This window comes from Arthrobacter sp. MPF02 (assembly GCF_046605375.1).
Classification (GTDB): domain Bacteria; phylum Actinomycetota; class Actinomycetes; order Actinomycetales; family Micrococcaceae; genus Arthrobacter.
The window spans coordinates 1,910,429-1,931,140 of sequence record NZ_CP176772.1; the positions used below are offsets into that span (position 1 = coordinate 1,910,429).

A 20,712-nucleotide genomic window follows, 5' to 3' on the forward strand; every position below is an offset into this window, starting at 1 on the left:
CTGGTTCTTGATGAGGTGTTCGACATTTTTAGCCCTGCGCAACCTCACGGGCGGCAGGACCAGCCGCGTGAACACCCGTGACACCCGGCTGCGCGCAGTCCTACTTCATGAATACAGCTGAGCTTTGGCGCAGGACACGGAACACTGGCGGCGTGTAGGCGGCAGAGAGTCCCTCGCGGAAATTGGGGAATTGTTACTTCTGAGCTGATTGTTTCTTCCGTGGCTGCCCGTAAGATCAGCCTGTCTCATCACTTCGCATCTGGGGGAAATAACCTTGAGCAATCCGCAATATCCGTCGCAACAGCCCTATCCGGCACAGCAGCAGTACCCGTCCCAGCAGCCCTATGCAGGCAAGGAACCGCCCCTGTGGGCCCCGTACTATGGCGCCCCGTTCTCAGCTGCCGTCAAGCGGGTCTTCCAGAAGTACGCCACGTTCTCGGGTCGTGCCAGCCGCAGCGAATACTGGTGGTGGACGCTTGTATCCGTCGTCGTCAGCATCGTCCTGAACATCATCCTCCAGTCCGGCGTCCAGTACACCTCCTACGGCTCCACCGCCGGCCCGGGAACGTTCATCGCCGGTGCCCTGCTCGTCATCTTCGGCCTGGCCACACTCATCCCGTCCCTGGCGGTATCAGTGCGGCGATTGCATGACAGCAACAAGAGCGGCTGGATGATCCTGCTGGGCCTGATCCCGTTCGTTGGAGGCATCATCCTGCTGGTGTTCATGCTGCTGGGCCCGGATCCGCGCGGCCAGCAGTACGACCAGCCCACGGCATAGCCAACAGGGCCAGGTAAACAAGAAGGGGAAGGCCGGTTTGGCCTTCCCCTTCTTCGTGTCTCTGGCTTGTTCTACCAGCCGAACAGCCCGGCGAACCGCGACTTCTTCAGCGCGGCCGGGTTCTCCTGGACACCCTTCGCAGCTGCGCTGACGACGGATCTTGTCTCTTCTGAGCGGCGGGCCGCGTCACTCTCCGCTTTGCCATGGAAGGCCTTGAACTCGTACGGCACGCGGTCGCCTCCGAATTTGCTGCCGGGGCCGAAGCGGATGGCGCGGGGGCCGTTGAGTGCCATGTCGACCGTGCCGAAGCGTGACAGCTACTCGGCCATCTCCTGGAACCTGGCCTTGGACGCCTCACCGATCGAGGTTTGCCCAGCTGACCAGCTCGCAGGCCGGGTTGCTCAACGGTTTCCCGGCAGCCGGTCCCGGAGTACCTGCAGGTGGGCAACATCGTCGCCCCGCAGGTGGCCGCGGCACTCCTTGCTGAGGTCGCTGTCTAAGCAGCCGGCCCCCCGACGTATAAAGGTCGGCCAACGCCTTTCTACTGCTTCACGAGATCGGCGTAAATCCAGCCTCCCACTTGGCTTCTGATGGAGATGCGCGGCCCAGATTCTGTCCGCTTGAGCACGGCATCGAGCTCACGCACACAACGCCTCTGGGCATCGGCAGTGATAACTTCCCGGAAAGTAATGCTGCCAGGCTCCCGCTTCTTCTCAGTCCAGGTTCCTGAGCATTGCAGCTGCGGGTAATCGACAGTGGCGGCCAGCTTGCCCCCTGCGGCTGTCACAGTGAGCACCAGGTCGTAACCGTCCTGAAAGCCATAGACCGGGCCTCTCCAGGTGCCGATCAAAGCCTCGTCCGGCCCGACGTCCGGTAGAACGCGGGTCTGCAAGTCTGCTAGTGCGGCTTTCACATCCGTTGGGAAGAACATCAGCCGCGTCGCGCCGGGGTCCAGAGCACGGTCCAGGCCGAAGCCGGTCGAACTCATCCCCAGCTTCACCACCGTCAGCACTTTCAGGATGTGGCGGAGATTCTTGCCGAGCTTCACGAACGTTTTCTCTTGACTCTTACTCAACGGGTCAAGGCCGAGCTTGAGGCTTGCATCCTTCGCCAAGCGCTCCGTTACATCCAGCGAACCTGACAAGCATGTGGTCGCTGCCGAAAAAGCGCTTGCGTCCACTTGTTCGAGTTGATTCAGGCCGCCTTGCAGGCACTCAACGATTGCCGCTTCGGTGAAGGCGTAGGCGAACTTATCGCCCATAGTTTCGCTGGCTACCTCGTACACGAGGCCGGCGATGGCGCCACCAGCGCTGGTGCCCACCTCAATAAGCGGGACAGAGGAGTCGTCTCGCCAGTGAGCATAGAGCTCGTTTTTTTCGAAAAGAAACCTGTACTGTCCGTGAGGTTGAATCAGGTAGTTGTTGCTTCCGCTGACAGAGAGTGTCGTCACCGCGCCCAGGACTTGGGCTGGAAGGTCGGCTGAGACGTTCCCGAGCACGTCGCTTTTCACTTCCTTGGGTTTTATACCGGTCTTGACCACTCCGACCACAGGCCGGTTCATCACGACTTTGACCTCAAGGATCTCGCTGCCGCCGACATCCCTTCCCACGCACCAGAGAACTGGGCCGTTCTGGTCATCGGTGAAGATGGTCTCGGACCAGGAAGGCTCCTCGCCGTAGCAGTGAGGGGGAGTGGTCAGGTTCCCAAGAGCCCTGCCCACGAGGTTGTAAGCATCCTCGCCCAGTTTCAGCACGCCGTACATGGAGAAATGCTCAACATGAGCGGATAACTGTTTCCGGTCCTCCGACAGCGATGTTGCTACCGGGTCCCACTCATCGAGATCTTCATTCCAGTGGGCAACAACAGCGGTCTCCGTCTCCGGAATTGGCTCGTCGAGGTCGAAGACAATGTCGGCACCGGTGTCAGGAAAGGGCTTGTCTTTGAGTTCCAGGTTGACGGCTTCACTGACCTGGATGTCGTCTGGCAGGGCGTCCTTCATCGCGGCATCCACCGAAACCTGGCTGGCCGAGGCTCGGAGATCGTTCCTTCCCGGAAAGCTGACAGACAGACCCTCTACTGATGAGTTGATGCCACCCTGCTCTGAAGTGTCCGACTGCTCGGCCGACGGTGTGCCCTGCTGTTCGGGTGGCCCCGAAGCAGTACAGGCGCTCAAGCTGATCGCCACCAAGACGGCGAGTGATACGGCTAGCCTCTGGAAGCAGTGCCCAGACGAACTCTTAGCGGCCACGACCTGCAACCACATCTCCTACGAAATGAAGCGGAGTGGCATCGGATAGCGGTAAGGCTCACCCTTGTTTGCTGCAATGCCGGCCATAATCGACAACACAATATTGGCCACCCAGAGCCCCATCATCGCGAGGTTGAACAACAGGCCGATGAAAGGGATGAGGGAAAAGATCATGCAGACGATGTAGGCGGCAACGACCAGGATTTGGAAGTTGAGGGCCTCCGCTGACTCCTGCCTGGCGAACCGGCCTCTGTCTTTGAAGTTCAGGTAGATCACCAGCGCCGGAATGAAGCCGGCCACTCCACCCAGGTGGGCAAACGTTCCCCATTGCTTGTCCTCATAGGGGTTCAGCTGGTGCGACGGTGGTGCTACCGGTGGGCGGTAGAGGGTTATGGGACCAGGTCCTGTCGCCTGCGGAGGCTGAGCTGAGGACGAAGGGGAACCCGCTGGCTGGGCGGGCACATAGTCTGGAGAGTGGTCGCTCATTATCTTGTCCTGTCGAGTCGGTGCTGTGCCATCCGGGACTGCTTACAACTACCTGAATCAGACCAATCTCGTTCCCCCAGGTAGCTCTGAGAATAGGCCGTTTATACAAGTCCAAGATCAAGATTTACGAAAGTTCGACCACTATTACGCGGTAAATCTGCCTGTTACTCGGCGTCGCGCTGAAGAACATTGCAGGATACAGTCACGGAACTACTGTCACTCCTATTCCTGAAGCGTTTGATGCGTGAAATGCAACTATCGAACGTAATTTTCCAGGTCCAGGAGGTCACCTGGACTCATGCACCGTTGCGCCTGCAAATGTTCCTGCCGCTGTGGGTGACGCATCTGATGCGATAAGCAGCCATTTACTCGTTATCGGCGCTTCAGATCATGCGGGGGAGAGGCTCAAAAGGACCCTCATTGACCTGCCGATTTAGTGGTCTGGCAGCCCCTTATGCGGTTCGTCCTCCAGCTCTGCTAGCTCCTGCCAACCATGAAGCTGTCCAGTAGTCCTACAGCAAGATCCGTCGGCTCAGGGCCGGGTATGTCGGGGTCAGTTGTGACTGTCACCTCAACCAGGCTCTGGCCGTTAGTGGGAACCGCCATGGCAATGACTTTGCCGCCCCCTCCGGTGACGTCTTTCGTCGGACGAACCTTCCCGTAAGCCCTGTCCAGGACCTCATCGGCAGGGACGAGGAAATTGGATTCCGGCCCTTGGACAACGCCCGCATTTACGGGGTGCACCACCATCAGCTGCACCTCCTGGATGTCGTGCCGTGATTCGGAGTACTCCCAACACTGGACCGCGGGTGCTTTCTCGCCCACGGTAAGAGCAGCGAACCCGATTTCAGATCTGTGCCCAAGTTCTATTGTCGGATCATTGCCGAGAGACGTCGTGTCTATGCCCTCGCAGTCATTGCCGGGAAAAGATGACAGTGCTGATTTGGCCGGGATCTTCGTCTCAGGGGCCGCCGCTTCCGTGGTTACAACGATGGGCGAGGCGCCGTCTGTAACGGGTGTGGTCGACACATTGGCTGCGGGGCCGCACGCCGCAATGCCTACTATCAGGAGTCCTAAAGCAGGCACAGTTCTAAGAACTTGATGAAAGGAACCGGACGCAATTCCAACTGCCGATGTCTGCCTCATTGTCACGAATTTCCTTCTGGTTGAAAGCGATTTTGGATGCCACCTTATCCTGCGACTAAGCCAAAAAAGCACCCTGCACGTTAGTCGAACCGGGTGCTTTTGCTTGGCGAAACCACTGGCAGCCGCGAGATGCGCGACATTGCGGCCCGGCGCTAGAAGCCACAGGGCCGCACCAACGGGAGCGCCTTACCGGGCGCTCTTCCTTCGTTTTAGCCCTTGAAGGATGCGAGCATGGCCTGGATTTGCTGGTATTCGGGTGTCTTTGTGTAGGCCGTTGCTTCAGCCATGGTGTTGAAGTATTTGCTCGAGTTAAAGAGCACCAGACGAGTGGTCAGCCCTCCGACGGAAAGTTTTCCAGTTTCCACCTGGGCCAGTCCGTAGAGGAGGAAGGGGACCAGTTCCTTCACGGGCGCGGGGTCCGGCGCGCTCACCGACATAGACAGCTGGACTGGCTTGGGCCAATCCAGCATCCCGAGTTCTTCCGGATACGAGTTGAGGTCCATCACCACGTTCCGAACCACGAAGGGGCCGGTTTCAGACAACGGCGTCCGGCCGGGTGTCGACGGCAAGGTGGTGACGGGGCGGGCTTTCATGGCCCCGTTCGCGTCCCAAACGGCGTAGACCGCCAGCTGGCCGACCTCCTCGCCCCGCGCGTTGGTGATCGTTGCCCCGCCTGGCGCAGCGTCGTCGACCTTCCAGTCCCGGGGATGTTCGAAGCTGAACTTCGCATCTTCGGCCTCTCCCGAATACGTAACTGCCGCCGACGGAGCGGCCGACGGGGGTGCCGCCTGGGCGGCTGGGGGAGTGATCTGTATGCGGTAGCCGTTGAAGTTCAGGGCGGTGTCCGCGGCCGCTGCGAGTCCGTGCGCTGCTGTCTGGATGCCGGACCAGACCCAGGTGAAGACCTGGGCGACGCTGACCGCCAGGACATCCAGCATCTTTCCTTTGGCCAGCTCCATAAAGACCTTGCCGCTGCACGACATGACGGTGCTGAGCGCTTCGTTGAAATAACGGCCGGCAGCTGCGCCGTTGGTTACGTCAGCGGTCGCCATCCCCTGGAAGCCGGCGGTGCAGTTCATGGCATCCATTGCCGTGCCGACGGCCTCGGATGAGATTTTGCCAAAGATCTTCCCGTACACCATGGCCGTTGTCTCAATGCCGAACCACAGCGCCGTTGCCAAGTACGCCGGCGGAGAGGGATCGAGCCGCACACCTGTGGCAACGGACGGATCCACCGTGTATTCGACGGTCTCGCCGGGGCCCACGATGTCGATGGTGTTGCCCCGCTTTGTGGGCGCGGTGATGTACTTGGCGAGCCGGGGCACCATCTGGCCAAAGTCCATGCTGCGCTCTGCCATGATCAGCCCCGGAGTGCGCTCCGCAGAAACCGCGTAGCCGCGGGAGTTATTCACCTTCAGGACCGTTGAGCCGTCAGGTTTCTTGCCTAGGCACCACTGCACAGCTCCGCCGCTGTCGCTGGTAACACTGATTCCGCCTGCGCGGGCCTCGGACTCCCGATCGCACTTTGGCTGCGAACCAAACCCGGAGCTCTGGTAGACGGAGTCGAGCTTGTTCCTGGCCCAGTCCATCACCCAGTCCCAGCTGTCAGTGAACCAGTTGGAAAAATGATTGGTGCGGACAATTAGGTCCGCTCCGGATACCTCAGTGTCCAGGACGTACTGCGGGGCATCTTCAGGGTTTTCGTTGAACCCCACAAGCGGGGCGGGTTCACCCTCCTTGACGACGCCCTTGAAGACCAGGGTGGCCTTGCCGGTCAGCTCTGCCCCGTCCATGTTGATCGCCCAGCCGGAGCGGTTCTCGGGCAGAGCGACTGGCTTCACATGCAGCCGTCCTTCGCCTGAGATCGCTGAACCGGGAATGGTGATCTCGGGTGAGCCATCCTTGCTGGGGAGCGTGACATCCCTACCCTGCGCGACGGGGATGCTCCCGTCGGCTGCCGGGGCGGCCTTCGCCACCCAGGGCGGTGACCAGACTCCCGTGAAAACGAGCACGACGGCCAGGACGCACAGCAAAGCGACAACGGAAAGAGCTACCCCCAACGGCTTTTTCATAGCCACACATTCTCACGGGAGAACCCCTCCTCGAGTGGGGATTGACCGTTTATTACGTGGCCCATCCCGCGCATGTCGAACGGGAACGCAAGGATCCCCACGGGTTCAGCGCCGGTCAGGCTTTGGGGCCACCCGATCCCGCCCCGGTGACCCGGCTACTGGGTTCGGTACATCGGGGGCGAATCGATGTAAGTGGATGCGTGCTGGTGGTTCAACAAGCGAACGAGGCGGGGCTGCGACACGTCGTGCGCTGCGGTGTAGTCGGGGTCGCAGGCTGGCATGCGGAAGCCGCCGGCAACCTCCGCCTCAGTACAATTCCAAGCAACTCCGGTGGGAAAGTACCGAAGATAGATGCTGCTGGCCGTCGTGCAGCCATCGCCCAAGTCCATCCGGATGCATAAGGTGTAGTCCGTAGCCCCCGGAACAGAATCGGAGGACCCCTGATACTCAATGCGGGCCTCGGGTGAGGTCCTCTTGGTCTCCTCGGCGCTGAAGCAGGACGTCGGTGCCGAACGGGTGCACCACTTGCCACTCAGCGCGGGCGGAAGTCCAGGGATCAACGACGCGGCGGGGGTGGAAGCGGCTGGATAGGTGAGGGCTATGGTGTAGCCCTTGTAATTCAGGGCCGTCTCGGCGGCTGCCGCGAAACCGCTGGCAGCCGTCTGAAGGCCAGACGAAAGCCAGCTCATAACCTGGGCGAGCCGGACAGCCACAAAATTCCTGAGGATTTCTTCCGGGGCGTCATCCATGGCCACACGTTCCATGACTTTGCCCATACACGACATGACTGTGCCTATCGCGCCGTTCAGATAGTTGCCTGCGGCCGCAGCGTGCGTGACGTCTGCGGTGGCCATATCCTGGAAGCCCGCCACGCAGTCGGCTGCGTCCATCGCTGTTTCGATTTTCTCGACGGGAACCTTGCCGAGGAGATTGGTTCCATCGAACGCCACGGCTGCCGTCTGGATGCCAAACCAGAGCGCCGTCGCCAGGTAAGCCGGGGGAGAGGGCTGCAGGTTCACACCCTTCAAGCCGCTGGATTCATCCACCCTGTACTCCACCGTCTCGCCGGGTCCGATGATGTCAATGACATTGCCACGCTTGGAAGGTGCGGTGATGTACTTTGCGAGCCGTGGCACCATCTGTCCGAAATCCAGGCTGCGGGTGCCTATGGTCAGGCCTGGGGTGCGCTCAGCCGAGACGGCATAGCCACGGGAGTTGTTGACCTTCAAAACTGTTGAGCCGTCCGGCTTCCTGCCCAGGCACCATTGCACCCTGCCGCCGCTGTCGCTGGTAACCGACACGCCTCCTGCCCTGGCCTCCGCCTCGAGCTCGCATTGCGGCTGCTCCCCGATGCCGGAGTCCCGGTAGATGCGGTCCAGCTCCCCGCGCGCCTGATCCATCAACCAGTCCCACTTTTGGGTAAGCCAGTTGGAGAAGTGGTTTGTGCGAACCACTAGGTCCCGGCCGGACACCTCGGCGTCCAGGACGTATTGGATCGGGTCGCTGGGACTCTCGTTGAACCCAACGAGCGGCGCAGGTTCACCGTCTTCGACAACGTTTTTAAAGACCAGGGTCGCTTCGCCGGTCAGCTGTGCCCCGTCCATGTTGATCGCCCACCCGGAGCGATTCTCGGGCAAAGCGACCGGTTCAACATGCAGCCGTCCTTCGCCAGAGATCGCTGACCCGGGAATGGTCACCTCCGGGGAGCCGTCCTTGCTGGGCAACGTGACATCCTTGCCCTGCTCAACGGCGATGCTGCCGTCGGCCGCCGGGGCCGCCTCTGCCTCCCACGGCGGCGACCAGACTCCCGTGAAAACGAGCACGACGGCCAGGACGTACAGCAAAGCGACAACGGAAAGAGCTACCCCCAACGGCTTTTTCATAGCCACATTCTCGCCGCGCTAGACGGAATCCAGATGGAGAAAGGCGTTTGTTACGCGCCAACGCGCCGCATGACGAACGGGAGCTCGAGATCCTATCGCCAGCCAGTTGGTAGTAGTTAGTCGGCGGCGGCGACTCGTTGCGGCCGCAGCGGCTGCCAGGCTGCCTTCAGGCAGACGACCCGGCAGAATTCTCGCGGGGAGAGCCGTCGCTCATCGACCGCACAGAGCATTCGCGTGGCAAACGCAGGTCCGGTGTACTTTCGAATCTCGCGTTCAGAGGATTCGGTTGGCGGGCGTTCGCTTTAATCCGAGCACGGAACTCTGTTACAAGCTCACGCAGATACCCACTGGCGGTCGGAGGAGTGAGCCTGCCGTGGCGAATCGCTCTACTACCAAGGCACACCAGCGCAGCCACTCCCTGGATCTCCAGCCCGTTTTCGGTGCCCCGTCTACAGCTTCATTCAAGTAGCCAGACATAGGATGGCCCAGTGAGCGATGAACCGCGCCCCCGCCGCTTCCTGACCATCTCCCAGGCTGCCGACGAGCTGAACGTGAACCAGAACCAGATCAGGGCCCTGCTCAGGACAGGGGAGCTTCGCGGGGTACAGGTGGGCGGCCGGGGCCTGTGGCGGATCGGGGCCAACGACATCGAGGACTTCATCGGCGAGGCGTACCGGCGCACCGCCGAACGCATCGCCGAGGGCGAGCTCAAGGACGAGGGAGACACTGACTCGGAGTAGCTACCGCGAGGCCCTGCCGCATGGCAAGATCAGTTTAGAAAGACCGCTGTGAAGATGGCGACTGTAGGCGGGTGTGAACCGTTCGGTCAACCGAACGAAGGACCCCGATGGCCTGTCAGAAAAACCCTTACCCGACCCAGGACCTGGCCTTGCGCGCCCTCGAAGCCATTCACGCTAAAGGGAAGCCCGGCAAGAAGCCGGTGCGGACATACCCCTGCGAGGTCTGCGACAGCTGGCATCTGACCTCCAAAAAGCTCACCGGCAAGAAGCCACGGTGGGAACGGGCGTCTCAAATTGCCCTTGTAGCGCCGCAATGTATACCCATTGGCGGAGGTCAGGAGATCGATGTGGTCCTCGATCATACGCGTGACCGTATAGACCCCGCTGAAATGGTCCCTGGTGGACTTTAGAGCGGCGTCAATGTTGTTGTCGTGAGCGTTTAGCACCGTGCGCAGGAGCTCAGCGTTCTCCTTTGAGTCCACCTTTTGACTCATGCGATTTCTGGATTCCGGGTCGATCCATCTGACGTAGTAGGTCACAGACCCGTTCTTACGGGGTCGTGGTTCAATGCAAGCCATGTGGTTACTATGCGTCGAACCCCCTGACGGGCGTCGCATATTGACTCAGACGTGGTTGAAAATGCATCTCGCGTGGTTGGAGACACAAAAAAACCCCGGTTTCCCGGGGTTTTTCTTGTGCGCGGAGGGGGACTTGAACCCCCACCCCCTTGCGAGGACTAGCACCTCAAGCTAGCGCGTCTGCCATTCCGCCACCCGCGCAGGTGGTATTCCGGAGCCGTTCACACCCTTCGGTGTTTCGCGCCTCTCCGAAGCAGCGAGAAAAACTCTAACACGACTTTTCGTGAACAACGAATCGGGCCGTGTGGGTAGGCTGGGGAGAGCGATTTCGCGCGAGCCAACCGGTTATCACCAGACGAGGAGCCCTCCATGCCTGACGTCCTGCCCGAGGATGAAGTTGTCCGGATCTGCCAGGAGCTCATCCGGATCGACACCTCGAATTACGGCGACGGTTCCGGCCCGGGGGAGCGTGCCGCTGCCGAGTACGTCGCCGGCCTGATTGAGGAAGTCGGCATGGAGGCCGAAATTTTCGAGTCCGAGCCGGGACGGGCAAACGTGGTGACCCGCATGGCCGGCGAGGACGCGTCCGCCAGCGCCCTGGTGGTCCACGGGCACCTCGACGTCGTCCCAGCCCTTCGTGACCAGTGGTCCGTTGACCCCTTCGGCGCGGAACTGAAGGATGGGCTTATTTGGGGCCGCGGCGCCGTCGACATGAAGGACATGGACGCCATGATCCTCGCCGTCCTGCGCAGCTTCGCCCGGTCGGGGAAAAAGCCCAAGCGGGATATCATCTTCGCCTTCTTTGCCGACGAGGAAGCCGGCGGCGCCCTGGGGGCCCGCTACGCCGTCGACAAGCGGCCTGAACTCTTCGAAGGCGCCACCGAGGCCATCTCCGAGGTGGGCGGTTTCTCGGCCACCATCGGCGGCCAGCGCACCTACCTCCTGCAGACCGCTGAGAAAGGCATCTCCTGGCTCCGGCTCGTGGCGCACGGCCGGGCAGGCCACGGCTCCCAGATCAGCACCGACAACGCCATCACGCGCCTCGCTGCTGCAGTCACCCGCATCGGAGAATACAAGTGGCCCATCGAACTGACCCCCACCACCCGCCAGTTCCTCGACGGCGTGACGGAACTCACGGGGGTGGAGTTCGACGCCGACAATCCGGACCGCCTGCTGGACCAGCTGGGCACTGTATCGCGTTTCGTCGGCGCCACCCTGCAGAACACCACCAACCCCACCCTGCTCAAGGGCGGCTACAAGCACAACGTGATTCCGGAATCCGCCGAGGCCCTGGTCGACTGCCGTACCCTGCCCGGCCAGGAGCAACACGTCCTGGAAATCGTCCGGGAACTCGCCGGAAACGGCGTGGACGTGAGCTACGTGCACAAGGATGTTTCCCTCGAAGTGCCGTTCGCCGGCAACCTCGTGGACTCCATGATCGACGCCCTCCACAAGGAAGACCCCGGCGCCAAGGTGCTGCCCTACACGCTCTCGGGCGGGACGGACAACAAGTCCCTCAGCCGGCTGGGCATCACCGGCTACGGTTTCGCACCCCTGATGCTGCCGGACGACCTGGACTTCACCGGCATGTTCCACGGCGTCGATGAGCGCGTTCCCGCCGACTCCCTCAAATTCGGTGCCCGCGTCCTCAACACCCTGCTCAGCAACTACTGACGGGAACGCCCATGACCCCCGAGGACGTCCTGCCGGACGCGCTGCTGGAACGGATCCGCAGCCGCGCTGCCGGCTACGACCGGGACAACTCCTTCTTTCACGAGGACCTGGAGGAGTTGACGGAGGCCGGCTACCTGAAGTTGTTTGTCCCGGCGTCCGACGGCGGCATGGGCTTTGGCCTCGAAGCGGCGGCGCAGTGCCAGCGGAGGCTGGCAACGGCCGCCCCGGCCACTGCCCTGGCAATTAACATGCACCTGGTATGGACCGGAGTCGCCCACGTCCTGAAAGCCCGCGGGGACGACTCACTGGACTTTGTGCTCAAGGAAGCGGCCGGGGGAGAAATCTTCGCGTTCGGCAATTCAGAAGCGGGCAACGACGCTGTACTGTTTGACTCCCGTACCACCGCCGCGCCTCTGCCCGACGGCGGATACACCTTCACCGGCACCAAGATTTTCACCAGCCTTTCCCCGGTTTGGACGCGCCTGGGCATCTTCGGCAAGGACCCGGATGCCCGGGACGGCAGTGGTGAACTGGTTCACGGGTTCATCACCCGGGCAACAGGCGGCTACCGCATTCTGGACGACTGGGACACCCTCGGCATGCGGGCAAGCCAGTCCTCCACCACAGTCCTCGAGGGGGTGCAGGTCCCGGCCGACCGGATCTTCCGCAAGCTGCCAGTGGGACCGAACGCCGACCCGCTGATCTTTGCCATCTTTGCGTGCTTCGAAACGCTGCTCGCCGCAGTTTACACAGGCCTGGGGGAGCGGGCCCTGGCGATAGGCGTGGAAACCGTCAAGAGCCGCAGCTCCTTCAAAAACGGGGGACGCAGCTACGCCCAGGACCCGGACATCCGCTGGAAGGTTGCCGAGGCTGCCATGGCGATGGACAACCTCTACCCCCAGCTGAAGCTTGTTGCCGCCGATGTTGACGCCCTCACGGACCACGGCGGCCAGTGGTTTCCAAAGCTGGTGGGACTCAAGGTCAACGCCACGGAAACGGCGCGACGGGTGGTGGACCTCGCCATCCGCGTCAGCGGCGGATCCAGCTACTTCCGCGGCTCCGAACTCGAGCGGCTCTACCGGGACGTGCTCGCCGGAATGTTCCACCCTTCCGACGACGAGTCCGCGCACAACACGGTCGCGAACGCCTGGCTGGGACCGCTCGAGACCTAGACGGTCCGCCGGACTGACTGCTTTTTAGACGGTCCGCTGGACTGACTGCTTCCTAGACGGTCCGCTGGACCTGCATCACCTTGCGGCGGAGCCAGAAACGCCGGCCCCCGCCCACATAAAGCCTGCTGCGCTCCAGTTCCCACTTGCCGTACTCGGAGTGTTCCACCAGCCGGCGCCGGGCTTCATGCAGGGAATCGTTGGGGCTCACCGTCAGCACGAGGTACTCGTACTGCCTTAAATAGTCCCGTTCCCGCTGGACCGAGCTGGTGAGAAATTGTTCCTTCATTGCTCTCCATTTTCGTCCTTTTCCGGCTAACGTGAAGTCATGAGCATCGATCCGCGTGTCGCGCTTTCGTCCCTGACCACCGCTTTGGAAGAACACCTTATAGCAGCATCCAACCGCCGCGGAGATGGTGACCCATCCGTGGAGGCGGCGTTTTTTGCAGTGGCAGACGCGTTCGAGGTTTACGAGGACGCCCTCTACGAGGCCTACAACGAGGTAACCCCGCTGCAGGTCTTTGACGACGAGGACGAAGAGGACGAAGAAAGGGACGTGGACGACGAGGATCTCGAGATCGTCGAGGAATAGCGCCGGACCCTACGCCGCGGACACGTCCTCCAAAGCAAGGGCAATTTCAGGCGGAAGCGGCGTCAGTTGGGCTTCCAGGATTTCCTTCAGCTGCACAGGCGTGCGCGGACCCACAATTGCGGTGGCCACTCCGTGCTGCGATACAAGCCAGCTGAGCGCCACATCCTGCGGTGTCCGGCCCAGGCCCTTTGCCGCCATGCACACGGCTTCGACCGTCCGGGAGGGCTTTTCGTCCAGGTAAGGCTCCACGTAGGCAGCCCCGGACGAGGTGGCACCCCGGGACCCGGCGGGAATGCTGCCCCTGTACTTGCCCGTCAGCACACCCCGGCCCAGGGGAGCCCAGGCCATCAGCCCCATCCCGGCGTCTTCAACAGCGGGGATGAGTTCAGCTTCCGGCCTGCGCTGCAGGAAGGAATACTCGGCCTGCGCTGCTACCAGCGGAAAGCCCGCAACTGCCGCCGCCTTGGCCGTCTGCCAGCCGTTGAAGTTCGATACTCCTGCGTACCGCGCCCTGCCCGTACGGACTGCGAATTCCAGGGCTGAAAGCGTCTCGTCGAGAGGGACGTTCCCGTCCCAGGCCTGCGCAAACCAGATGTCCACGTAGTCGGTGCCGAGTCTCGCCAGGCTCCCCTCCAGGCCGGTGAGCATCGCGTTGCGTGACGTGTCGACGGCGCGCCGTCCGTCCGGCGTCGTCATTCCCGCCTTGGTGGAAATGGTCACCTCGGTGCGCGCCACCACGTCTCCGAGCAGCGTGCCCAGCATGGCCTCGGCCCGCCCGTCCGAGTAGGAAGCGGCCGTGTCCACATGCCGTCCGCCGGCATCGAGGAATGTGCGCAGCAGCCCGGAGGCGTCCTGTTCGTCCGTTTCGCCGGCCCAGTCCATGGTGCCGAGCGAGAGGGCCGAAACACGCAATCCACTGTTGCCGACGTAACGCTGCTGCATAGCAGCAAGCTTACGGCCAGAACCACCAGTACCCATGCCGTAGGGTCTTAGCGTGAACTGGTTTGAGGCGGCCCTGCTGGGCCTTGTGCAGGGACTGACCGAATTTCTACCCATTTCTTCAAGCGCACACCTGCGCATCCTTGGGCAATTCCTGCCCAATGCCGAGGATCCGGGAGCAGCTTTCACCGCCATCACCCAGCTGGGTACCGAGACTGCCGTCCTGGTCTACTTCTGGCGGGATATCGTCCGGATCGTAAAGGCCTGGGCCGGATCCCTGGCGGGGAAAGTGTCCCGGCAGGATCCCGACGTGCGGATGGGCTGGCTGGTGATCCTTGGCAGCCTGCCGATCATCGTGCTGGGCCTCCTTTTCCAGGACCAGATTGAGTCAGTGCTCCGGAGCATGTGGATCGTGGCCACCATGCTCATCGTTTTCGGCCTGCTCCTTGCGGTCGCGGACGCCGTCGGCAGGCAGGAACGCGACCTCAGCCGGCTGACCTACAAGCACGGCATCCTGTACGGCTTCGCCCAGGCCATGGCCCTGATCCCGGGTGTGTCCCGGTCCGGCGGCACAATCACCGCAGGACTCCTGATGGGGTACACCCGCGAGGCGGCTGCCCGGTATTCCTTCCTGCTGGCCATCCCGGCAGTGTTCGGCAGCGGGTTCTACCAGCTCTATAAAGTAGTTTCCAAGGAAGGCATCACCGGCCCTTACGGCCTGCCTGAGACCGCCCTGGCCACGGCCATCGCATTTGTGGTGGGCTACATCATCATCGGCTGGTTCCTGAAGTTTGTGTCCACCCGCAGCTACCGCCTGTTCGTCTGGTACCGGATCTTCCTGGGCCTGGCACTGTACCTGCTCCTTGGTTTCGGCGTCATCAGCGCCTAGCACTAGGCTTGGTCTGTGAAATCCTGGTCTTCCCGCCCCGTTCCTGCCCTGCCCGGAAGCATGCCTGCCGTCCGGCTGTTCGACACCGCAGCAGGCCGCGAGGTGGAATTAGAGCCTGAAAGCCGGCCGTCCATGTACGTCTGCGGCATCACGCCGTACGACGCCACCCACATGGGACACGCTGCCAGCTACGTGGCGTTCGACCTGCTGAACCGGGCATGGCGCGACGCCGGCAAGGATGTTTCGTACGTCCAGAACGTCACGGACGTGGACGATCCGCTGCTGGAACGCGCAACCGCCACCGGAGTGGACTGGCAGGAGCTCGCCGCGAGCCAGGTGGAGCTGTTCCAGACGGACATGGAGGCCCTCAACGTCCTGTCCCCGGACCACTACATCGGCGCCGTGGAATCCATCGGCCTGATTGTTCCCGAGGTGGAGCGACTGGTCAGCCTGGGGCTGGCGTACAAGGTGCCGGGCACCAACGGCGAGCCGGACGGGGATGTCTATTACGACGTCGAAGCGGCGGGCAAGCAGTCCGTGGCACCGGGTGCATGGTCCCTCGGAAGCATCTCCGGGCTGCCGGAAAGCGAGATGCTGGAACTTTTCGCTGAACGCGGCGGGGATCCGGGACGGCCGGGCAAGCGCCAGGCGCTGGATCCGCTGCTGTGGCGGGTGGCGCGGGAGGGTGAGCCGAGCTGGCCTGGCGGCAGCCTCGGCGACGGCCGGCCGGGCTGGCACATCGAATGCACCGTTATTGCGCAGAAGTACCTGCCATCGCCCTTCACGGTCCAGGGCGGCGGCTCGGACCTGATCTTTCCGCACCACGAAATGGGTGCCGGGCACGCCTACTCGCTCGCCGGGGTTCCGCTGGCCAGGCACTTCGCCCATGCCGGCATGGTGGGCCTGGACGGCGAAAAGATGAGCAAGTCCAAGGGCAACCTGGTGCTGGTTTCCAAACTCCGGGCAGCAGGGGAGGACCCTGCCGCCATCCGGCTGGCCATCCTCGCCCACCACTACCGCTCCGACTGGTCCTGGACGGATGAAGGGTTCGCCTCGGCCAAGGCTGATCTCGCCTCCTGGCGACGGGCGCTTGAGCACGCTCCGGAGCACTCCGCAGGGCCGCTGGTCGAGGAGATGCGCGCCGCGCTGGCGGCGGACCTCAACGCTCCGGCGGCCGTTGCGGCCATTTCGCGGTGGGCACGGTCAGCGAACGACGGCGGTGCCGCCGCCAGCGCGTCCGACCGGGCACTGGTGAAGGACGCGGTGGACGCCCTCCTGGGCATCCGTCTCTAGGTTTTCGGCGGCTTAACAAAAGAGGGCCTGGCCGGGATTCGTCCCGGGCAGGCCCTCTTCTGTCTACGTTCAGGGCCGGTCCTGTCCCCGCCGCTTGAGGTAGCGTTCGAACTCGCGCGCGATCGACTCGCCGGTGGCTTCTGGCAGGTCTGCGGTGTCCTTGGCCTCTTCCAGCTGGCGGACGTACGCTGCGATCTCCGGGTCCTCGGTGGCCAGCTCGTCCACCCCCCGTTCCCAGGCGTCGGCTTCCTCTGCCAGCTCATGCGTGTCCAGCGGGACCTGCAGCAACTCCTCGATCCGGTGCAGCAAGGCCAGCTGGGCCTTGGGGGAGGGAGCCTGCGCCACATAGTGCGGCACCGCAGCCCAGAGCGAGACCGTGGGAATTCCCGCCAGCAGCGCCACCTCGGACAGGACCCCAACAATTCCCACGGGACCTTCGTACTGCGACGCTTCCAGGTTCATGCGTTCCCGCAGGGGGGCATCGTCCGATGAGGTGCTGACCGGGATGGGCCTGCTGTGCGGCACGTCGGCGAGCAGCGCGCCAACCAGCACCACGTAATCAACGTTCAGCGCCTCCGCGTGCACCAGCAGCTCCGCAGTGTAGGCCCGCCATTTGTAGGACGGTTCCGTGCCCTGAACGAAGATAACGTCCACGTTGGAGTTGGGTGCACTCGCCTTGTAGATCCGGGTGGAAGGCCATTTGATCTTGCGTTCCCCGGCGGCATTCCGGCGGACCGTCGGCCGGGTGAACTGGAAGTCGTAATATTCGTCGGCGTCGATGGACGCCACCTTTTTGCCGCCCCACAGCTTGTTCAAGTAACGCAGCGAATCGCTGGCCGCTTCACCGGCGTCGTTCCAGCCTTCAAAGGCGGCCAGCATCACGGTCACGCGCTGCCCCTCAGCCACAGGCTGCAGGAACCGTTCCCGCTCGGGCCGGGCGCCCGGTGCGTCAGTGTCTCCCTCGAAGCTATTCATTTCTTCACCCTACGTCCAAGGTGCTTGCCCGCGCATGACATGAAGCAGCGCAATGCGCCAAAACGGTCCCTGCTGCGGTTACCAGTCTGGGATTCGCCAAGGGCGTAAGCCGTCAGGGTCCGCCCGGAAACTCCCCGTAGACTGGGGACATGCAGCCGCCAGCTTCCAGTTCCCCGCTCAAAGCCGTCCTCTGGGACATGGACGGGACCATCGTGGACACCGAACCTTACTGGATCGCCGCCGAGCGCGCCCTCGTTGAAGCCCATGGCGGCTCATGGTCGCACGAGCAGGCCATGCAACTGGTGGGCCAGGCACTGACGTTCTCGGCCGGGCTCCTGCAAAAAGCCGGCGTGCGGATGGAGATCAGGGACATCATCGACACCCTCACGGCACAGGTCATCAACAGTGTCAGGCAGCAGGTTCCCTGGCGGCCGGGCGCACGGGAACTGCTGGAAGAGCTCCATGAAGCGGGTGTGCGCTGCGCCCTGGTCACCATGTCCGAAGGCCCCCTTGCGCGGCAGGTAGTGGACAGCCTGCCCCGGCAATACTTTGAAGTATTGGTCACGGGGGACACCGTGTCCCGGGGCAAGCCGCATCCGGAGGCTTACCTCACGGCGGTGGAGCGGCTGCAGGAAACGGACCCGCAGCTGGGCATTGGGGACTGCGTGGCGCTGGAGGACTCTGCCCCCGGCGTGGCGGCAGCAGTGGCCTCCGGGGTTACCACCGTGGCTGTGCCCCACATCGTTCCCCTGCCAAAGGACAACCGGTACACCCTGTGGGAGAGCCTGTCCGGCCGTTCCGTTGCCGACCTGGAAGCACTGCTTCCCACAGCCGCACGCCAGGCGGGGCTGAAAGAGGAGCCGGCGGCCGCCCTCGGACACTCCCGTGACTGAAGCCCCCGCGCCCGTCCGCCGCGAAGGCATACCCCTGGGCAAAATAGCCGGGGTGCCAGTGGTGCTTGCCTACTCGTGGTTCATCATCGCCGCGTTCACCGTGATGGTGTACGGTCCGGTGCTGGGCCGGCAGAACCCCGCCCTTGGGGTCAGCGCCTACGTCGTGGCGTTCGCCTACGCGGTGCTGCTCCTGATTTCAGTGCTGGTCCACGAGCTCGCGCATGCGCTCACGGCCCGGATCTATGGATGGCCCACGCAGAAGATCGTCCTCAACCTGTGGGGCGGGCACACCCAGTTCGAGAGCTTCACGGCGTCGCCGGGCAGGTCGGTGCTGGTGGCGATGGCCGGCCCCGCGGCAAACTTCGCCCTTGCGGGCGGTGCCTGGCTGGTGCTCACTTCGGTTCCGATGGGAAGCGTCGCCGAAATCCTCACCAACATCTTCATGTGGGCCAACTTCCTGATCGCCGTGTTCAACGTCCTGCCCGGACTCCCGCTCGACGGCGGCCGGCTCGTGGAGTCCGCCGTGTGGAAAGCCACCGGAAGCCAGGCCAAGGGAACCATAGCCGCCGGCTGGGGCGGCAGGATCATTGTCGTCGCCATCGTGTTCTGGTTTATCCTGCGCCCGCTGCTTGCCGGCGACGAACCCGACTTCAGCCTGGTGATGATCACCGTCCTGGTGGGCGGGTTCCTCTGGATGGGTGCCTCGGCCTCCATCCAGCAAGGGACGCTCCGCAGCCGCCTCCCGCTGGTGAGCGCCGCGGCCCTGTCCACGCCCGCCGTCGGCCTTCCGGCAACAGCGTCAGTGCAGGAAGCGCTGCAGTACGGCGCAGGCCAAACCGCCGTGGTGGTGTACGGGCCGGACCGGCGGCCGCAGGCCGTGGTGGATCCCGCAGCGGTGGCAGCCGTTCCTGCGGCCGTGGCACACTCCACCCCCATCACGGCCGTCTCCTTTGCCCTGGCCCCAGGCGCCTACGTCCCTGAATGGGCAAAGGGACAGGAACTCATTACGTTCCTGTCACAGCTGGCCGGGCGGCACTACGCGGTGGTGGACCATAACGGGATCGTGACCGGGCTGCTGTCCCAGGACGCCGTGCTCGCCGCGATAACAGGGAAACGTCAACGGCCGGATGGGCGGCCGCAGGGCCACAACCGGTAGAGTTACCTGCCGGTGCGCACAGGCGCCGCAGAAGCCACCCCGTCCGGACCAGGACGTCCCATGCGTTGGCACCAAAGGTTTACAGGAGCGAGGAACATCATGAGCAGCGAGACTGCCGTCAACGAAGGCACAGCAGCCCAGGCCGGTACTGCCGGCAGCTCCCAGCCGGCTGGTGCTGCCCGGCGCCGGGGACCTTTCCGGGAGGGTGAACGCGTCCAGCTCACTGACGAGCGCGGGCGGATGAACACCATCACCCTCGAGCGCGGGGGAGCGTTCCACACCCACCGGGGCTTCCTCAACCACGACGACATCATCGGCAAGGTGGACGGCTCGGTGGTGGTCAACAACGTTGGCCAGCAGTACCAGACCCTCCGCCCGCTGCTCTCCGACTTCGTGCTCTCCATGCCGCGCGGCGCCGCCGTCGTTTACCCTAAGGATGCCGGCCAGATCGTCACCATGGCCGACATCTTTCCGGGGGCACGCGTCGTGGAAGCGGGCGTGGGATCCGGTGCGCTCTCCATCTCACTGCTCCGCGCCGTGGGTGACCAGGGCTACCTGCACTCGTTCGAACGGCGCCAGGAGTTCGCGGACATCGCCCGCGGCAACGTGGAAACCATCTTCGGCGGGCCGCACCCCGCGTGGCAGGTCTCGCTGGGCGACTTCCAGGAGGAAGTCGTCCGCAGCGAAGCCCCCGGCTCCGTGGACCGCGTGGTCCTGGACATGCTGGCACCGTGGGAATGCCTCGATGCCGTCGCCACCGTCCTGGCTCCCGGCGGTGTCTGGATCAACTACGTTGCCACGGTAACGCAGCTCTCCCGCACGGCGGAGGCCATTCGCGCGGACGGCCGGTTCACTGAGCCCGACGCCTGGGAATCCATGGTCCGCGGCTGGCACCTCGAAGGCCTCGCCGTCCGTCCCGACCACCGCATGGTGGCCCACACCGGCTTCCTCCTGGTGACACGCCGCCTTGCCGACGGCGTTACGGGGATCTCCGTCAAGCGCCGTCCCTCCAAGACGGAGTTCAACGAAGAGGACGTCAACGCCTGGACGCCTGGCGCCGTAGGGGAACGCCTGGTTTCCGACAAAAAACTCCGCCGCGCCGCCCGTGATGCGATCGCCGGCACCAACGTGAAGGAAGGCCCGGAGGTCACGAACTAGTCCACATTTCGGGAGTGTCCGTCCCCAGCCGCCTTCTTGGGAC

Annotated in this window: 20 protein-coding genes and 1 tRNA gene; 10 read left to right on the forward strand and 11 right to left on the reverse strand. The window is 63.3% G+C overall.

From position 1 onward, the window contains the following. The first annotated feature begins 274 nt into the window (after positions 1-274). A complete protein-coding gene (locus ACLH0K_RS08975) occupies positions 275-778 on the forward strand; it encodes a DUF805 domain-containing protein (protein WP_411373300.1) in 504 nt (167 codons plus the stop codon). A 71-nt stretch (positions 779-849) separates the two neighbouring features. Here ACLH0K_RS08975 and ACLH0K_RS08980 read toward each other — a convergent pair whose 3' ends face one another. The 6 genes from ACLH0K_RS08980 to ACLH0K_RS09005 all read right to left on the reverse strand — a co-directional run bounded on the left by ACLH0K_RS08980 (position 850) and on the right by ACLH0K_RS09005 (position 8,613). Then, entirely contained in the window at positions 850-1,071 is a 222-nt protein-coding gene (locus ACLH0K_RS08980; RefSeq protein ID WP_411373301.1) for a hypothetical protein, read from the reverse strand. 248 nt (positions 1,072-1,319) lie between these two features. After that, entirely contained in the window at positions 1,320-2,777 is a 1,458-nt protein-coding gene (locus ACLH0K_RS08985; protein WP_411373302.1) for a hypothetical protein, read from the reverse strand. Positions 2,778-3,044: 267 nt separating this feature from the next. Further along, entirely contained in the window at positions 3,045-3,512 is a 468-nt protein-coding gene (locus tag ACLH0K_RS08990) for a DUF4870 domain-containing protein (protein ID WP_411373303.1), read from the reverse strand. A gap of 477 nt (positions 3,513-3,989) precedes the next feature. Further along, positions 3,990-4,541: a hypothetical protein gene (locus tag ACLH0K_RS08995; RefSeq protein ID WP_411373304.1), complete on the reverse strand. Its 552-nt coding sequence runs from the start codon at positions 4,539-4,541 to the stop codon at positions 3,990-3,992. A 326-nt stretch (positions 4,542-4,867) separates the two neighbouring features. Further along, entirely contained in the window at positions 4,868-6,730 is a 1,863-nt protein-coding gene (locus ACLH0K_RS09000) for a hypothetical protein (protein ID WP_411373305.1), read from the reverse strand. Positions 6,731-6,885: 155 nt separating this feature from the next. Then, positions 6,886-8,613, reverse strand: a complete 1,728-nt coding sequence (locus ACLH0K_RS09005; protein WP_411373306.1) for a hypothetical protein — start codon at positions 8,611-8,613, stop codon at positions 6,886-6,888. Positions 8,614-9,101: 488 nt separating this feature from the next. On the opposite strand from ACLH0K_RS09005, the gene ACLH0K_RS09010 reads away from it, so the two are divergent. Then, on the forward strand, positions 9,102-9,353 hold the full coding sequence (locus tag ACLH0K_RS09010) for a helix-turn-helix domain-containing protein (RefSeq protein WP_411373307.1): 252 nt from the start codon (positions 9,102-9,104) through the stop codon (positions 9,351-9,353). A gap of 86 nt (positions 9,354-9,439) precedes the next feature. Here the strand turns inward: ACLH0K_RS09010 and ACLH0K_RS09015 are convergent, their stop codons facing one another. Then, positions 9,440-9,892 (reverse strand): hypothetical protein, encoded by a 453-nt coding sequence (locus ACLH0K_RS09015; RefSeq protein ID WP_411373308.1) that lies wholly within the window; start codon positions 9,890-9,892, stop codon positions 9,440-9,442. A 157-nt stretch (positions 9,893-10,049) separates the two neighbouring features. Beyond that, positions 10,050-10,132 (reverse strand) — tRNA-Leu (locus ACLH0K_RS09020). A gap of 168 nt (positions 10,133-10,300) precedes the next feature. On the opposite strand from ACLH0K_RS09020, the gene ACLH0K_RS09025 reads away from it, so the two are divergent. Together ACLH0K_RS09025 and ACLH0K_RS09030 are read left to right on the forward strand one after the other, a co-directional pair. Then, positions 10,301-11,605, forward strand: coding sequence for a M20/M25/M40 family metallo-hydrolase (locus ACLH0K_RS09025; RefSeq protein WP_411373309.1), 1,305 nt, complete (start codon positions 10,301-10,303; stop codon positions 11,603-11,605). Between the two features lie 11 nt (positions 11,606-11,616). Then, complete coding sequence (locus ACLH0K_RS09030) at positions 11,617-12,777, forward strand: acyl-CoA dehydrogenase family protein (protein WP_411373310.1); 1,161 nt, start codon at positions 11,617-11,619, stop codon at positions 12,775-12,777. Positions 12,778-12,829: 52 nt separating this feature from the next. Here ACLH0K_RS09030 and ACLH0K_RS09035 read toward each other — a convergent pair whose 3' ends face one another. Then, positions 12,830-13,063 carry a DUF5703 family protein gene (locus tag ACLH0K_RS09035; RefSeq protein ID WP_138135832.1) on the reverse strand — a complete coding sequence of 78 codons (234 nt, stop codon included), beginning with the start codon at positions 13,061-13,063 and terminating at the stop codon, positions 12,830-12,832. A gap of 39 nt (positions 13,064-13,102) precedes the next feature. On the opposite strand from ACLH0K_RS09035, the gene ACLH0K_RS09040 reads away from it, so the two are divergent. After that, positions 13,103-13,366 (forward strand): hypothetical protein, encoded by a 264-nt coding sequence (locus ACLH0K_RS09040; RefSeq protein ID WP_411373311.1) that lies wholly within the window; start codon positions 13,103-13,105, stop codon positions 13,364-13,366. 9 nt (positions 13,367-13,375) lie between these two features. On the opposite strand, the gene ACLH0K_RS09045 is transcribed toward ACLH0K_RS09040, so the two are convergent. Next, complete coding sequence (locus ACLH0K_RS09045; protein WP_411373312.1) at positions 13,376-14,308, reverse strand: aldo/keto reductase; 933 nt, start codon at positions 14,306-14,308, stop codon at positions 13,376-13,378. 52 nt (positions 14,309-14,360) lie between these two features. Between ACLH0K_RS09045 and ACLH0K_RS09050 the strand changes: the two genes are divergently transcribed. Then, positions 14,361-15,194 (forward strand): undecaprenyl-diphosphate phosphatase, encoded by an 834-nt coding sequence (locus ACLH0K_RS09050; protein WP_411373313.1) that lies wholly within the window; start codon positions 14,361-14,363, stop codon positions 15,192-15,194. A gap of 15 nt (positions 15,195-15,209) precedes the next feature. Further along, positions 15,210-16,487 carry a cysteine--1-D-myo-inosityl 2-amino-2-deoxy-alpha-D-glucopyranoside ligase gene (gene mshC, locus ACLH0K_RS09055; RefSeq protein WP_411373314.1) on the forward strand — a complete coding sequence of 426 codons (1,278 nt, stop codon included), beginning with the start codon at positions 15,210-15,212 and terminating at the stop codon, positions 16,485-16,487. Between the two features lie 69 nt (positions 16,488-16,556). Here mshC and ACLH0K_RS09060 read toward each other — a convergent pair whose 3' ends face one another. Then, complete coding sequence (locus ACLH0K_RS09060) at positions 16,557-17,462, reverse strand: PAC2 family protein (protein WP_138135828.1); 906 nt, start codon at positions 17,460-17,462, stop codon at positions 16,557-16,559. Between the two features lie 149 nt (positions 17,463-17,611). Between ACLH0K_RS09060 and ACLH0K_RS09065 the strand changes: the two genes are divergently transcribed. From ACLH0K_RS09065 to ACLH0K_RS09075, 3 genes are all read left to right on the forward strand, one after another. After that, complete coding sequence (locus tag ACLH0K_RS09065) at positions 17,612-18,355, forward strand: HAD family hydrolase (RefSeq protein ID WP_411373315.1); 744 nt, start codon at positions 17,612-17,614, stop codon at positions 18,353-18,355. Beyond that, complete coding sequence (locus tag ACLH0K_RS09070) at positions 18,348-19,511, forward strand: site-2 protease family protein (RefSeq protein WP_411373316.1); 1,164 nt, start codon at positions 18,348-18,350, stop codon at positions 19,509-19,511. The genes ACLH0K_RS09065 and ACLH0K_RS09070 overlap by 8 nt, the downstream gene beginning before the upstream one ends. Before the next feature lie 99 nt (positions 19,512-19,610). Continuing rightward, positions 19,611-20,669, forward strand: coding sequence for a tRNA (adenine-N1)-methyltransferase (locus tag ACLH0K_RS09075; protein WP_411373317.1), 1,059 nt, complete (start codon positions 19,611-19,613; stop codon positions 20,667-20,669). Positions 20,670-20,712 lie beyond the last annotated feature (43 nt).

Bases quoted from the DNA above. Each gene is read 5' to 3' on its own strand.
- ACLH0K_RS09065 (WP_411373315.1), top strand. From the start codon at position 17,612: ATGCAGCCGCCAGCTTCCAGTTCCCCGCTCAAAGCCGTCCTCTGGGAC.
- ACLH0K_RS09030 (WP_411373310.1), top strand. From the start codon at position 11,617: ATGACCCCCGAGGACGTCCTGCCGGACGCGCTGCTGGAACGGATCCGC.
- ACLH0K_RS08980 (WP_411373301.1), bottom strand. From the start codon at position 1,071: ATGGCACTCAACGGCCCCCGCGCCATCCGCTTCGGCCCCGGCAGCAAA.
- ACLH0K_RS08985 (WP_411373302.1), bottom strand. From the start codon at position 2,777: ATGAAGGACGCCCTGCCAGACGACATCCAGGTCAGTGAAGCCGTCAAC.
- ACLH0K_RS08990 (WP_411373303.1), bottom strand. From the start codon at position 3,512: ATGAGCGACCACTCTCCAGACTATGTGCCCGCCCAGCCAGCGGGTTCC.
- ACLH0K_RS09035 (WP_138135832.1), bottom strand. From the start codon at position 13,063: ATGAAGGAACAATTTCTCACCAGCTCGGTCCAGCGGGAACGGGACTAT.
- ACLH0K_RS09005 (WP_411373306.1), bottom strand. From the start codon at position 8,613: ATGAAAAAGCCGTTGGGGGTAGCTCTTTCCGTTGTCGCTTTGCTGTAC.
- ACLH0K_RS09025 (WP_411373309.1), top strand. From the start codon at position 10,301: ATGCCTGACGTCCTGCCCGAGGATGAAGTTGTCCGGATCTGCCAGGAG.
- ACLH0K_RS09075 (WP_411373317.1), top strand. From the start codon at position 19,611: ATGAGCAGCGAGACTGCCGTCAACGAAGGCACAGCAGCCCAGGCCGGT.
- ACLH0K_RS09000 (WP_411373305.1), bottom strand. From the start codon at position 6,730: ATGAAAAAGCCGTTGGGGGTAGCTCTTTCCGTTGTCGCTTTGCTGTGC.
- ACLH0K_RS09060 (WP_138135828.1), bottom strand. From the start codon at position 17,462: ATGAATAGCTTCGAGGGAGACACTGACGCACCGGGCGCCCGGCCCGAG.
- ACLH0K_RS09045 (WP_411373312.1), bottom strand. From the start codon at position 14,308: ATGCAGCAGCGTTACGTCGGCAACAGTGGATTGCGTGTTTCGGCCCTC.
- ACLH0K_RS09040 (WP_411373311.1), top strand. From the start codon at position 13,103: ATGAGCATCGATCCGCGTGTCGCGCTTTCGTCCCTGACCACCGCTTTG.